The organism is Pseudomonas sp. CFBP13509 (assembly GCF_005233485.1).
GTDB lineage: Bacteria > Pseudomonadota > Gammaproteobacteria > Pseudomonadales > Pseudomonadaceae > Aquipseudomonas > Aquipseudomonas marginalis.
In genome coordinates, this window is sequence record NZ_QGAA01000025.1 from 20,233 (window position 1) to 32,271 (window position 12,039).

At 62.1% G+C, this 12,039-nt stretch carries 13 protein-coding genes; 10 read left to right on the forward strand and 3 right to left on the reverse strand.

Annotated features, from left to right (window positions below; all coding sequences use genetic code 11):
- Nucleotides 1-165: 165 nt before the first annotated feature.
- Both hpaR (PspCFBP13509_RS28230) and hpaA read right to left on the reverse strand, forming a co-directional pair.
- Nucleotides 166-588 (reverse strand): homoprotocatechuate degradation operon regulator HpaR, encoded by a 423-nt coding sequence (gene hpaR, locus PspCFBP13509_RS28230; RefSeq protein ID WP_092488322.1) that lies wholly within the window; start codon nt 586-588, stop codon nt 166-168.
- Between the two features lie 173 nt (nt 589-761).
- Nucleotides 762-1,667: a 4-hydroxyphenylacetate catabolism regulatory protein HpaA gene (hpaA, locus tag PspCFBP13509_RS28235; protein WP_027603496.1), complete on the reverse strand. Its 906-nt coding sequence runs from the start codon at nt 1,665-1,667 to the stop codon at nt 762-764.
- A gap of 161 nt (nt 1,668-1,828) precedes the next feature.
- Between hpaA and PspCFBP13509_RS28240 the strand changes: the two genes are divergently transcribed.
- The 8 genes from PspCFBP13509_RS28240 (at nt 1,829) to hpaI (ending at nt 9,217) form a co-directional block, all read left to right on the forward strand.
- Complete coding sequence (locus PspCFBP13509_RS28240) at nt 1,829-2,497, forward strand: fumarylacetoacetate hydrolase family protein (RefSeq protein WP_065923961.1); 669 nt, start codon at nt 1,829-1,831, stop codon at nt 2,495-2,497.
- A complete protein-coding gene (locus PspCFBP13509_RS28245; protein ID WP_065947990.1) occupies nt 2,494-3,264 on the forward strand; it encodes a fumarylacetoacetate hydrolase family protein in 771 nt (256 codons plus the stop codon). The genes PspCFBP13509_RS28240 and PspCFBP13509_RS28245 overlap by 4 nt, the downstream gene beginning before the upstream one ends.
- 5 nt (nt 3,265-3,269) lie before the next feature.
- The gene (gene hpaE, locus PspCFBP13509_RS28250) at nt 3,270-4,730 is read left to right on the forward strand and encodes a 5-carboxymethyl-2-hydroxymuconate semialdehyde dehydrogenase (RefSeq protein ID WP_065947991.1); all 1,461 of its coding nucleotides are present in this window, start codon (nt 3,270-3,272) and stop codon (nt 4,728-4,730) included.
- A gap of 148 nt (nt 4,731-4,878) precedes the next feature.
- Complete coding sequence (hpaD, locus tag PspCFBP13509_RS28260; protein WP_074845900.1) at nt 4,879-5,736, forward strand: 3,4-dihydroxyphenylacetate 2,3-dioxygenase; 858 nt, start codon at nt 4,879-4,881, stop codon at nt 5,734-5,736.
- Nucleotides 5,737-5,835: 99 nt separating this feature from the next.
- Nucleotides 5,836-6,228: a 5-carboxymethyl-2-hydroxymuconate Delta-isomerase gene (locus PspCFBP13509_RS28265; RefSeq protein WP_065923958.1), complete on the forward strand. Its 393-nt coding sequence runs from the start codon at nt 5,836-5,838 to the stop codon at nt 6,226-6,228.
- A 51-nt stretch (nt 6,229-6,279) separates the two neighbouring features.
- Nucleotides 6,280-7,584: an MFS transporter gene (locus PspCFBP13509_RS28270; protein ID WP_137212992.1), complete on the forward strand. Its 1,305-nt coding sequence runs from the start codon at nt 6,280-6,282 to the stop codon at nt 7,582-7,584.
- Between the two features lie 12 nt (nt 7,585-7,596).
- On the forward strand, nt 7,597-8,400 hold the full coding sequence (gene hpaH / locus PspCFBP13509_RS28275) for a 2-oxo-hept-4-ene-1,7-dioate hydratase (RefSeq protein ID WP_065923956.1): 804 nt from the start codon (nt 7,597-7,599) through the stop codon (nt 8,398-8,400).
- A gap of 13 nt (nt 8,401-8,413) precedes the next feature.
- Nucleotides 8,414-9,217 (forward strand): 4-hydroxy-2-oxoheptanedioate aldolase, encoded by an 804-nt coding sequence (gene hpaI, locus PspCFBP13509_RS28280; protein ID WP_137212993.1) that lies wholly within the window; start codon nt 8,414-8,416, stop codon nt 9,215-9,217.
- 423 nt (nt 9,218-9,640) lie between these two features.
- Here the strand turns inward: hpaI and hpaR (PspCFBP13509_RS28285) are convergent, their stop codons facing one another.
- Complete coding sequence (gene hpaR, locus PspCFBP13509_RS28285) at nt 9,641-10,063, reverse strand: homoprotocatechuate degradation operon regulator HpaR (RefSeq protein WP_027603487.1); 423 nt, start codon at nt 10,061-10,063, stop codon at nt 9,641-9,643.
- A gap of 239 nt (nt 10,064-10,302) precedes the next feature.
- Between hpaR (PspCFBP13509_RS28285) and PspCFBP13509_RS28290 the strand changes: the two genes are divergently transcribed.
- Together PspCFBP13509_RS28290 and PspCFBP13509_RS28295 are read left to right on the forward strand one after the other, a co-directional pair.
- Nucleotides 10,303-11,601 (forward strand): NAD(P)/FAD-dependent oxidoreductase, encoded by a 1,299-nt coding sequence (locus tag PspCFBP13509_RS28290; RefSeq protein ID WP_131698848.1) that lies wholly within the window; start codon nt 10,303-10,305, stop codon nt 11,599-11,601.
- A gap of 31 nt (nt 11,602-11,632) precedes the next feature.
- The gene (locus PspCFBP13509_RS28295) at nt 11,633-11,998 is read left to right on the forward strand and encodes a cupin domain-containing protein (RefSeq protein ID WP_065923953.1); all 366 of its coding nucleotides are present in this window, start codon (nt 11,633-11,635) and stop codon (nt 11,996-11,998) included.
- Nucleotides 11,999-12,039 lie beyond the last annotated feature (41 nt).

A 12,039-nucleotide genomic window follows, 5' to 3' on the forward strand; every position in this document is an offset into this window, starting at 1 on the left:
CCCAACCTTTTTCAGTTGCAAGGCTTACAGGTCGTATCGCACGCAAGTTCCATTCCGAACCCGGGGCAGCTCGTGCATGTGTGCCGAAAATGGATAGTGAGGATGTGCGCCCGCGATGCCCTCTACGGGCAAAGATGTTCACCTATTAATGAAATATTGGCGCGTTCAAGGCTTGATGTTTTTCAGCTCATTGAGCAAGCCCAGCAACTGCTCCATCTTCTCGGCGCCAAACTGCTCTTCGATCTTCTGGTAGTTGCTTTCCATGCCTTCGCTCATGGAGACGAAACACTGCTGGCCGCGCTCGGTGAGGCCCACGAACACCCGGCGCTGATCCTGGCTGGACTTCTGCCGGCGCACCAGGCCGTCGCGCTCCAGGCGGGTCAACACTCCGGTCATGCTCGGTTTCAGGATGCAGGCCTGCTGGGCGAGCTGGTGGCTTTCGAGTTCGCCCTGCTGGCGCAGGATCCGAATGACCCGCCACTGTTGCTCGGTCAGTGCATGCTTGTTCAGCGCCGGGCGGAAGAACGCCATTGCGGCTTCACGGGCTTGCAGCAGGGTCAGGGTCAGCGAAGGTCTGGGGTTGGCCATATCGGCACCAATTGGATGGGCGAGTCGGCAGCTTAGTGTCGCCGGCCAACTGCTGCAAGCGGCCTGGGGGCTGTGAAAAGTACAATCGGTTCGGCGTAAAAGCCATTCTGTTGCACCGCAGCGATGCTCATGATGATCCGCACAAGATCAACAAGACCTACCTTATGCCTGGCTCAACGCAACCCCGATTGGCGCTGGCGGTACTCCCCCGGAGTGAGCTGGGCGTAACGCTGGAAAAAACGACTGAAATAGGCCGGGTCCTTGAACCCCAGCTGATAGCAGATCTCGTTGGCCGAGCTGCCGGTAAACAGCAGCAGGCGCTTGGCTTCCTGCATCAGGCGCTCCAGGATCAGGCGCTTGGACGGCAAGTCGGCAATGCGTCGGCACACATCATTGAGCCGTGCTTCTGTCACCCCAATGCCCTGGGCATACCGCGACAACGGCCAGTGTTGCTGGTAGTGCGCTTCGATCAGCTCGTTGAAGCGGTGGAAGATTTTCAAGTCTTCGTGGCGGGCGGGCGTGGCTTTCAACGAGTTCGAACACAGCCGCAACAGGCTGATCATGATCAACCGCGTCAGGCTATCCAGGGCTGCGCTGCGCCCGGAACGCTGGGCTTTTACCTCTTCGCGCAGTTCCTCGAACAGATAATCCAGGCGGCGGATATCGCCCGCGTATTGCGGCGCCAACTGCGTCAGGGCGACACACGCGGCCGGCAATTGCACACCGGCCGGCGCCAGGCTGGCGTCGGCTTCGATCAGTTGCCACACCAATTGCTGACGCACCGTCAGCACATGCCCGTCACTGTCGGCCTCGGTCACAAACGAGTGCGGCACCGTGGGTGGCGTGAGGAAGAACATCGGCCCGGACTCGACGTATTGCTGGTCGTCCAGGTACACGCGCACGGTGCCGCTTTTTACGTAGTGAACCTGGAAGAACCGGTCATGCCGGTGAACGGGCATGTTGCGCCCGAAAAAATCCGCCAGGTTGGCCAGCTTGTCGTAATGGACTTCGGCGTCGCTGTAGCGCTGGTCGTACACCTGGCCAATGTTGATGTTCGGGATGGGTTGACGGTCGCTCATCGCACGCTACTCGTTTTTATTGTGATTGCCCTGATGCAGCGGTGCTCACCCTGCAAGCACCCCGTGGACAGTCTACACCCTTGACGATAGTTAACATCTTAATTATAACTGTTAACACATTAACTAAATGCAAGGCCGCCATGGCCCTGCCAGGAGAACCCATGAGCCGTGCCTTGCATGACATCGCGACCGGCACCCTTTTCGGTGTCGCGCTGAACTACCAGGGGTTGCTCAAGCAGCGCCTCGCCGAATTCGAACAGCCGCCGTACCAGAAACCGCCGGTCAAGCCGGTGCTGTTCATCAAGACGCCCAACACCCGCAACCAGCACGGCGCCGAGGTGGTGCATCCCGGCCAGGGCGAACGCCTGCAACCTGGGCCGGCGTTGGGGGTGGTGATGGGCAAGAGCGCCAGCCGCGTCAGCGTAGATGAAGCCCTCGACTACGTGGCCGGCTACACCCTCGTCAATGAGTTCAGCCTGCCGGAAGACAGCTACTACCGCCCCGCCGTCAAAGCCAAATGCCGCGATGGGTTCTGCGCCATCGGGCCCGAGCTGATACCCACAGGGCAGGTGTCGAACCCGCACAATCTTGCGATCACCCTGTACGTCAACGGCGAGGTTCGCCAGCACAACACCACGGCCAACTTCGTGCGCAATATTCCATTGCTGATCGCCGAGATCAGCGAATTCATGACCCTGCACGCGGGCGATGTGCTGATCACCGGCACGCCCGAAGGCCGGGTGGATGTGCAGCCCGGCGACACCGTGGAGGTCGAGATCAGCGGCCTCGGCCGCCTGGTCAACCACATCAAGGCAGAGGAGCTCTCATGAAACACGCCCGTATTCGCTTTGAAGGTGAAGTCCATTCGGTACAGGTCGAAGCTGAAAACGCCGTGCGCCTGGCCGACGGTCGCCTGCTGGCCGAAGACCAGGTGCAATGGCTGCCACCGGCGACCGGCAGCATGTTCGCCCTGGGCCTGAACTATGCCGACCACGCCGCTGAACTGGCGTTCAAGCCGCCGACCGAACCCCTGGCCTTCATCAAGTCCGTGGGCACCTACACCGGCCACAACCAGGTGACTTGGCGCCCGGATAACGTCGCCTACATGCACTACGAGTGCGAGCTGGTGGCCGTCATCGGCAAGCCGGCGCGCAACGTCAAGCGCGAAGACGCCCTGGATTACCTGGCGGGCTACACCGTGTGCAACGACTACGCCATTCGCGACTACCTGGAAAACTACTACCGACCCAACCTGCGCGTGAAAAACCGCGACGCCACCACGCCCGTCGGCCCGTGGATCGTCGATGTGGCCGATGTGCCGGACCCGAGCAACCTGAAACTGCGCACCTGGATCAACGGCGAGCTGCGCCAGGAAGGCAGCACCCAGGACATGATTTTCGACATTCCCTACCTGATCGAATACCTGTCCAGCTTTATGACCTTGCAACCCGGCGACATGATCGCCACCGGCACGCCCGAAGGCCTGGCCGACGTCGTGCCTGGCGATGAAGTGATTGTGGAAGTCGAAGGCGTAGGCCGCCTGGTTAACCGAATTGTCAGCGAAGCGGCGTTCTTCAGCGCCCGTAAAGAGGCTTGAGCAGCATGATCAAACATTGGATCAACGGCCGTGAGGTCGAAAGCAAAGACGTGTTCGTCAACTACAACCCGGCCACCGGCGAAGCCATCGGTGAAGTCGCCAGCGGCGGCGCCGAGGAAGTCGCGCAAGCCGTGGCGGCGGCCAAGGAAGCCTTCCCGAAATGGGCCGGCACCCCGGCCAAGGAACGGGCGCGCTTGATGCGCAAGCTCGGCGAACTGATCGAACAGAACGTGCCGCACCTGGCCGAACTGGAAACCCTCGACACCGGCCTGCCGATTCACCAGACCAAAAACGTATTGATTCCCCGCGCCTCGCACAACTTCGATTTTTTCGCCGAAGTCTGCACGCGCATGGACGGCCACAGCTACCCGGTCGATGACCAGATGCTCAACTACACCCTGTACCAGCCGGTGGGTGTCTGCGCGCTGGTGTCGCCGTGGAACGTGCCGTTCATGACCGCCACCTGGAAAACCGCGCCGTGCCTGGCCCTGGGCAATACCGCGGTGCTGAAAATGTCCGAGCTGTCGCCGCTGACCGCCAACGAACTGGGGCGCCTGGCGGTGGAAGCCGGGATTCCAAAAGGCGTGCTCAATGTGATCCAGGGTTACGGCGCCACCGCTGGCGATGCCCTGGTGCGTCACCCCGATGTACGCGCGATTTCCTTCACCGGCGGCACCGCCACCGGCAAGAAAATCATGCAGACCGCCGGGCTGAAAAAGTACTCCATGGAACTGGGCGGCAAGTCGCCAGTGCTGATCTTCGAAGATGCCGACCTGGAGCGCGCCCTCGACGCTGCGTTGTTCACCATCTTCTCGTTGAACGGTGAGCGCTGCACCGCCGGCAGCCGGATATTTATCCAGGAAAGCGTGTACCCGCAGTTCGTCGCCGAGTTCGCCGCGCGCGCCAAACGCCTGATCGTCGGCGACCCCCAGGACCCGAAAACCCAGGTCGGCTCGATGATCACCCAGGCGCACTACGACAAGGTCACCGGTTACATCAAGATCGGCCTTGAAGAAGGCGCCACCCTCCTCGCCGGTGGCCTGGAGCGTCCGGCCAACCTGGCGGCGCACCTGAGCAAAGGCCAGTTCATCCAGCCCACGGTGTTCGCTGACGTGGACAACTCCATGCGTATCGCCCAGGAAGAGATCTTCGGCCCGGTGGTGTGCCTGATTCCGTTCAAGGACGAAGCCGAAGCCTTGCAACTGGCCAACGATACCGAATATGGCCTGGCGTCTTACATCTGGACCCAGGACATCGGCAAGGCGCATCGTCTGGCCTATGGCATCGAAGCGGGCATGGTGTTCATCAACAGCCAGAACGTGCGCGACCTGCGCCAACCGTTCGGCGGCGTGAAGGGCTCCGGCACCGGCCGTGAAGGCGGCCAGTACAGCTTCGAAGTGTTCGCCGAGATCAAGAACGTGTGCATCTCGATGGGCAGCCATCACATTCCACGCTGGGGCGTGTAACCCGGACACAACAACGCGTCCTGTAGGAGCGAGCTTGCTCGCGAAGAATCCGCAGGCGCCGCCGGCTAACAGAAGTGCTGCGTTATCGTTGATGTTTTTCGCGAGCAAGCTCGCTCCTACAAAAGAATAAATACTCAGGAGAATGATCATGGGCGAAGTAGTTCTGGCAGCAAAGATCTGCCACGTACCCTCGATGTATTTGTCGGAGCTGCCTGGCAAGCACCACGGCTGCCGCGAAGCGGCGATTGCCGGGCACAAGGAAATCGGTCGGCGCGCCCGCGAGCTGGGCGCCGATACCGCCGTGGTGTTCGACGTGCACTGGCTGGTCAACAGCGCCTATCACGTCAACAGCGGCGAGCACTTCAAGGGCATCTACACCAGTAACGAACTGCCGCACTTCATCAAGAACATGGCGTACGAATACCCCGGCTGCCCGGAGCTGGGCGAGCTGATCGCCGCCGAGGCCAATGCCGCCGACGTGCGTACCCTGGCCCACAACATCCCGAGCCTGGAGCTGGAATACGGCACCCTGGTACCGATGCGCTACATGCACATGGGCGTACCGGACGAGCAGACCTTCAACGTCGTTTCGATTGCCGCCTGGTGTGCCTGGCATCGCCTGCAAGACAGCTTCACCTTCGGCGCCGCCGTGCGCCGGGCCATCGAGAAGAGCGACCGCAAAGTCGTGGTGCTGGCCTCGGGTTCGCTGTCGCACCGCTTCTCCGACGACCGCAATGCCGAAGCCAATATCCATAACTGGACCCGTGAATTCGACAAGCAGGTCGACCTGCATGTGGTGGAACTGTGGCGCCAGGGCCGCTGGAAAGAGTTCTGCGCCATGCTCCCGGACTACGCCGAGCATTGCTTTGGCGAAGGCAAGATGCACGACACCGCCATGCTTCTCGGTTTGCTCGGCGGGCCGGACTACGACAAGCCGGCCGAGATCATCACCGAACCCTTCGGCAGCTCGGGCACCGGGCAGATCAACGCCATTTTCCCGGTTTGAATAAGAACAGCTACAAGCTTCAAGCCGCAAGCTACAAGCCGATCACGCTCACTTGCCGCTTGAAGCTTGCCGCTAAAAGCTACCGACGCAGGAGGTTCCATGCCCCACTTCATCGCTGAATACACCGACAACATCGAACAGCAGGCCGACCTGCCGGGCCTGTTTGAAAAAGTCCACGCCAGCCTGGGCGCCAGCGGCGTGTTTCCCCTGGGCGGCATCCGCAGCCGTGGCGTGCGCCTGGACACCTGGCGCATGGCCGACGGCAAGCATGACTACGCCTTCGTGCACATGACGTTGAAGGTCGGCCATGGCCGCGACCTGGCGACACGGCAGCACGTCGCCGAGCGCCTGTTCGAGGTCATCACCCAGCACTTCGCCGCGCTTCAGGCCCAGCGCCTGCTGGCCTTGTCGTTTGAAATGCTCGAACTGCACGAGCAGCTCAATTTCAAGCAGAACAACGTGCATGCGTTCCTCAAGGCGCAGGTCGGCTAAAGCACCCTGCCCGTTCACACCCTCGGCCTCTCAGACAAAAAGTATAAAACCATGAGCACAGCCCATACCGCCGCCCCCCTCGGCCAGGTCGCACGCGACCGTACCCACAGCACCATCACCTGGCGGCTGATGCCGTTGTTGCTGATCTGCTACCTCTTCGCCCATCTCGACCGCATCAACATCGGCTTCGCCAAGATGCAGATGAGCGCGGACTTGAACTTCAGCGACACCGTCTATGGCTTCGGCGCCGGCCTGTTCTTCGTGGCCTATGCGTTGTTTGGCGTCCCCAGCAACATGGCCCTGGACCGTGTCGGCCCCAGGCGGTGGATTGCCACGCTGATGGTGGTGTGGGGCGTGCTGTCGACCTGCATGTTCCTGATCGACGGCGCCATGGGCTTCTATGTGCTGCGCTTTTTACTGGGGGTGGCCGAGGCCGGTTTCTTCCCGGGCATCCTGGTGTTTCTGAACCGCTGGTACCCGGCCGGGCGTCGCGCGCAAGTCACCGCCCTGTTTGCCATCGCAGTACCGATGGCCGGGGTGATCGGCGGCCCGCTTTCCGGCGGCATCCTTGAACACTTCCACGACCTGGGCGGCCTGCGCGGCTGGCAATGGATGTTCGTCATCGAAGGCGCCCCCGTGATTCTGCTCGGGCTGGTGGTGCTCAAGTGCCTGCCGGACAGCTTCGAGACGGTCAAGTGGCTGGCGCCGGAACAGAAGCAACACCTGCGCGAGCAACTGCACCAGGAAGAACACCGCAAATCCATCACCTCGTTCTCCGCGATTCTTCGCAACCCACAGGTGTGGCTGCTGGTGGCGGTGTACTTCGCGGTGATGCTGGCGGTCAACACCCTGGCGTTCTGGATGCCGACGCTGATCCACGGTGCCGGCATCGGCAGCGACGGCAAGGTCGGCCTGCTCAGTGCGGTGCCGTACCTGGCCGGGTGTTTTTTCATGATTGGCTGCGGGCGCTCATCCGACCGCCAGCGTGAACGCCGCTGGCACCTGTGTGTGCCCTTGCTGATGTCGGCCGTGGGCATTGCCATCGCCGGGCTCGCCCCCGCCAACCCGGCCGTGGTGCTGGGCGGCCTGATCGTCGCCGGCATGGGCGCCAGCGCGGCGTTGCCGATGTTCTGGCAACTGCCTCCCGCGTTCCTCTCCAATAACACCCAGGCCGCCGGGATCGCCCTGATCAGCTCGTTCGGCAGCATCGCGTCATTCTTCGCGCCCTACCTGATCGGCTGGATGCGCGACACCACCCAGAGCGCCAGCCTGGCCCTGTACGTCCTGGCGCTGCTGATTGCTCTCGGTGGCCTGCTGGTGCTGCGCACCCGGGCAGCCATCGTCAACCCTCAATAAGAGACTCTTGCCATGCTTGATCAATCGCTCATTTTGCAAGCCGCCGCGCGCCTCGACCAGGCCGAACGTTCACGCGAACAGGTGCGTCAGTTTTCCCTCGATCACCCGGCGATCACCCTCGAAGACGCCTACGCCATCCAGCGCGCCTGGGTGGAACAGAAAATCAGGGACGGGCGCAAGCTGGTCGGCCACAAGATCGGCCTGACCTCCCGGGCCATGCAGGTCTCGTCCAATATCACCGAGCCGGATTTCGGTGCGCTGCTGGACGACATGTTCTTCGATGAAGGCACCGACATCCCCTTCGAGCGCTTTATCGTGCCGCGCGTCGAGGTGGAGCTGGCGTTTATCCTGGGCAAACCGCTGAAAGGCCCGAACGTGACGGTGTTCGACGTGCTCGACGCCACCGAATGGGTGATCCCGGCACTGGAGATCATCGATGCACGCATCCAGCAGGTCGACCCGCACACGAAGGCGACCCGCAAGGTCTTCGACACCATCTCCGACAATGCCGCCAACGCCGGCGTGGTCATGGGCGGGCGGGCCGTGCGCCCCACCGAGATCGACTTGCGCAAGGTACCCGCGGTGCTCTACCGCAATGGCGTGATCGAAGAGTCCGGCGTCTCCGCCGCCGTGCTCAATCACCCGGCCAAGGGCGTGGCCTGGCTCGCGAATAAACTGGCCGCCTATGACGTCACCCTGCAACCCGGACAAATCATCCTGGGTGGCTCCTTCACCCGTCCGGTGGCGGCCAACCCTGGAGATACCTTCCATGTCGACTACGACATGCTGGGTTCGATTGCCTGCCGATTCGTTTAACCGGAGAGTGCTCATGGACATGCCTGTCAACACCTTCAAACATCGCCTGCGCAGCGGGGAAGCCCAGATCGGCCTGTGGCTGGGCCTGGCCGATGCCTATTGCGCGGAACTGGCCGCCAACGCCGGTTTCGATTGGCTGCTGATCGACGGCGAACATGCGCCCAACGACCTGCGCGGCATGCTCGGCCAGCTCCAGGCCGTGGCGCCCTACCCCAGCCAGCCGGTGATTCGCCCGGTGATCGGCGACACCGCGTTGATCAAGCAAGTGCTCGACATTGGCGTACAGACCTTGCTGGTGCCCATGGTGGAGAGCGCAGAACAGGCGCGTACGCTGGTGAAAGCCATCCATTATCCGCCCAAGGGCGTGCGCGGCGTCGGCAGTGCGCTGGCCAGGGCTTCACGCTGGAACAGCATTGCCGGTTACCTCGACCACGCCGATGAGCAGATGTGCCTGCTGGTGCAGATCGAAAACCGCGAGGGCCTGGCCAACCTGGAGGCGATTGCGGCGGTGGAAGGCGTAGACGGGGTGTTTATCGGGCCGGCGGACCTGAGCGCGTCGATGGGCCATCGCGGCAACCCCGGCCACCCCGAGGTGCAGGCGGCAATCGAAGACGCCATCGCGCGCATCCGCAGCGCCGGCAAAGCCGCCGGCATTCTCAGCGCCGACCAGGCACTGGCGCGGCGCTACATCGAACTGGGCGCGGCGTTCGTGGCGGTGGGCGTCGACACCACGGTGCTGATGCGCGGGCTGCAAAGCCTGGCGGCGGCCTTCAAGGATTCACCGGCGCCTGACAGCGCGGCCGGCGGCGTCTACTAACGTAGCAGCTGCCGAGCCCCGGCGAGGCTGCGTAGAGCGCGACTCGATCTTGAATCGGCAGCGCGGCCTACGCAGCCTCGCTTGCGCTCGGCAGCTGCTACGGGGGGAGACCGTGGCATTCGTAGCAGCTGTCGAGCCTCGGCGAGGCTGCGTCGGCCGCGACTCGAGCCTGAATCGGCAGCGCGGCCTACGCAGCCTCGCTTGCGCTCGGCAGCTGCTACGGGGGGAGACCGTGGCATTCGTAGCAGCTGTCGAGCCTCGGCGAGGCTGCGTCGGCCGCGACTCGAGCTTGAATCGGCAGCGCGCCTGACGCAGCCTCGCTTGCGCTCGGCAGCTGCTACGGGGGGAGACCTTGGTGGGGGGTTGGCATTCGTAGGATTTGCGCGGTGTTGGATAAGACGGTATCCACGGGGGGTAGTTTAACTAGCGCTTGAGAGTTTTCAGTTCGTTGAGCAAGGTCAGCAACGTCTGCAACTTCTCCTCGCCAAACCCCGCCTGCAAGCGCTGGTAATTGGCTTCCATGCTCTGGCTCATTGAGTCGAAACAGGCTTGCCCCTTCTCGGCCAGCCGCACCAGCACGCGGCGTTGGTCCTGTTGCGCCTTGCGCCGCTCCACCATGCCTGCCGCTTCCATGCGCACCAGCACCCCGGTCATGCTCGGCTTGAGAATGCACGCCAGCTCGGCCAGGCGGTTGATCTCAAGCTCCTCATGCTGGCTGAGGATCCGAATGACCCGCCATTGCTGCTCGGTCAGCCCGTGTTGATTGAGCGAAGGGCGAAAAAACCCCATGGCGGCTTCACGCGCATGGAGCAAAGTGAGGGTCAGGGATTGGCGCGGTTTGGACATGGATGGCGGCGTCGCAATTGGTTAACAGATTAACAACATTCTAGCATTGGCGATTGTTGCCCGTGTGCGGCTTTACCGCGCGGCCGGATTCAGGGTTGATGATTGGCAGCCACGGTCAAGAGCGGCGGCACACAGAATCAAGACACCTACCGCTCGGAAGGCACTTAATACACCCCAACAGGCACAGAGCTTCGTGTCGGCTCTGCAGTGCGTTTCCCTTCACTTTTCCAGGCTGCGCCATGATCAATATCGAAACGCCGACCTACTACTCGGCAACCAAGAAATACAACCTCAGCTTCCCCACCCTCGAACAGGACGTGGAAGCCGATGTGGTGGTGATTGGCGGCGGTTTCTCCGGCATCAACACCGCACTGGAACTCGCCGAAAAAGGCATCACCAACATTGTGGTGCTCGAAGCGCGCTACCTGGGTTTCGGCGGCACGGGCCGCAATGGCGGGCAGATCATGGCGGGGATCGGCCATGACCTGGAGAAGATCAAGCAACAAGTCGGCGACGAAGGCCTGCGCCAGATCTTTGAAATCAGCGAGCTGGGCGCCGGCATCATCAAGGATCGCATCGCCAAGTACGCGATCGACGCCGATTTCTGCCACGGCTACGGCTACATGGGCTTCAACGCCCGCCAGGAAAAAACCCTGCGCGCCTGGGAGAAGGACTTCAAGTCGATCAACACCCAGGACGAAATCCGCTTTATGGCGGGGTCCGAGGTCAAGCAGATCATCGGTTCCGACGCCTATACCAGCGCGCTGCTGCACATGGGCGGCGGGCACGTGCACTCACTGAACCTGCTGCTGGGCGAAGCCAAGGCCCTGGCGGGCCACGGTGTGCGCATCTTTGAGCACAGCCCGGCGCTGGAAGTCAGTTATGGCGAACGCATCACCGTGCGCACCGGCCGCGGCTCGGTCAAAGCCTCCAAGTTGCTGTGGGCCTGCGACAGTTTCCTCAACAAGCTGGAACCGGAACTGCACAAGACCACCGTCAATACCTATGCCTTCCAGTTGATGACCGAGCCGTTGTCGGACGAGATGATCAACCGCATCAGCCCGATACGCGGCGCCTACAGCGATATTCGCCCGGTGATCGACTACTACCGGGTCACCAACGAAAACCGCTTGCTGTTCGGTGCCGCCACGCCTTTCGTCGAGCACATCCCGCTGGACCTCAAAGCCTGGAACCGCAACCTGATGTTGAAGATTTTCCCCTACCTCAAGGACGTGAAGATCGACCTGGCGTGGGGCGGGCCGATGGCGACCGGGGCCAACCTGTTCCCGCAGATCGGCACGCTCAGCGGGCGCCCGAATGCCTTTTATGTGCAGGGCTACGCCGGCTTCGGGGTCACGCCCAGCCACATCATCTGCAAGGTCTTGGCCGAGGGCATGAGCGAAGGCTCGTCGCGCTACGACCTGATCAGCGCGGTCAAGCATGCGCAGATCCTGGGCAAGGACCATATCCGCCCGCTGCTGCTCACGGCCGGCAAAAGCCTTCATCAACTTTCGGGCTATTTCAACGGTCGCCGTTGAGCCCCGCTGTTTCATTCACAGGAGAACTGCCATGCCCGTTACCACCCTGAAGAAAGACATCCAATTATCGGACCTCGATGCCTGGGGCACCGTTGCCGACCTCGGCTCCGAGATCCTCGAAGGCGAAGTCAAAGCCTTTGGCAAAATGACCTTCGGCGCCCCGACCGACGCCGTCAGCAGCGCCTATTTCGGCACCACCCAAGGCAAGTTCCGCATGGTCTACCCGTTCGCCGAACAAGCCACGGTGGTCACCGGTGAAGTGGTGCTGACCGACGAAAGTACTGGCCAGAGTACCCGCTACAAAGCCGGCGACAGCTGGTTCGTGACCAAGGGCACGCCGGTGCTGTGGGAGGTGGTAAGCGAGAGTTTTGTGAAGCACTATTTCGCGGTAGTCTGATCGCTCCCCTCTGCCGGCTTCGGCCGGCAGCGTTTTTTACG

What these genes read in the sequence shown, in the direction of transcription:
- PspCFBP13509_RS28240 (WP_065923961.1), top strand. Translation starts at nt 1,829, where the DNA reads ATGAGCCGTGCCTTGCATGACATCGCGACCGGCACCCTTTTCGGTGTC.
- PspCFBP13509_RS28245 (WP_065947990.1), top strand. Translation starts at nt 2,494, where the DNA reads ATGAAACACGCCCGTATTCGCTTTGAAGGTGAAGTCCATTCGGTACAG.
- PspCFBP13509_RS28290 (WP_131698848.1), top strand. Translation starts at nt 10,303, where the DNA reads ATGATCAATATCGAAACGCCGACCTACTACTCGGCAACCAAGAAATAC.
- PspCFBP13509_RS28295 (WP_065923953.1), top strand. Translation starts at nt 11,633, where the DNA reads ATGCCCGTTACCACCCTGAAGAAAGACATCCAATTATCGGACCTCGAT.
- hpaE (WP_065947991.1), top strand. Translation starts at nt 3,270, where the DNA reads ATGATCAAACATTGGATCAACGGCCGTGAGGTCGAAAGCAAAGACGTG.
- hpaR (WP_027603487.1), bottom strand. Translation starts at nt 10,063, where the DNA reads ATGTCCAAACCGCGCCAATCCCTGACCCTCACTTTGCTCCATGCGCGT.
- hpaA (WP_027603496.1), bottom strand. Translation starts at nt 1,667, where the DNA reads ATGAGCGACCGTCAACCCATCCCGAACATCAACATTGGCCAGGTGTAC.
- hpaD (WP_074845900.1), top strand. Translation starts at nt 4,879, where the DNA reads ATGGGCGAAGTAGTTCTGGCAGCAAAGATCTGCCACGTACCCTCGATG.
- PspCFBP13509_RS28265 (WP_065923958.1), top strand. Translation starts at nt 5,836, where the DNA reads ATGCCCCACTTCATCGCTGAATACACCGACAACATCGAACAGCAGGCC.
- PspCFBP13509_RS28270 (WP_137212992.1), top strand. Translation starts at nt 6,280, where the DNA reads ATGAGCACAGCCCATACCGCCGCCCCCCTCGGCCAGGTCGCACGCGAC.
- hpaH (WP_065923956.1), top strand. Translation starts at nt 7,597, where the DNA reads ATGCTTGATCAATCGCTCATTTTGCAAGCCGCCGCGCGCCTCGACCAG.
- hpaI (WP_137212993.1), top strand. Translation starts at nt 8,414, where the DNA reads ATGGACATGCCTGTCAACACCTTCAAACATCGCCTGCGCAGCGGGGAA.
- hpaR (WP_092488322.1), bottom strand. Translation starts at nt 588, where the DNA reads ATGGCCAACCCCAGACCTTCGCTGACCCTGACCCTGCTGCAAGCCCGT.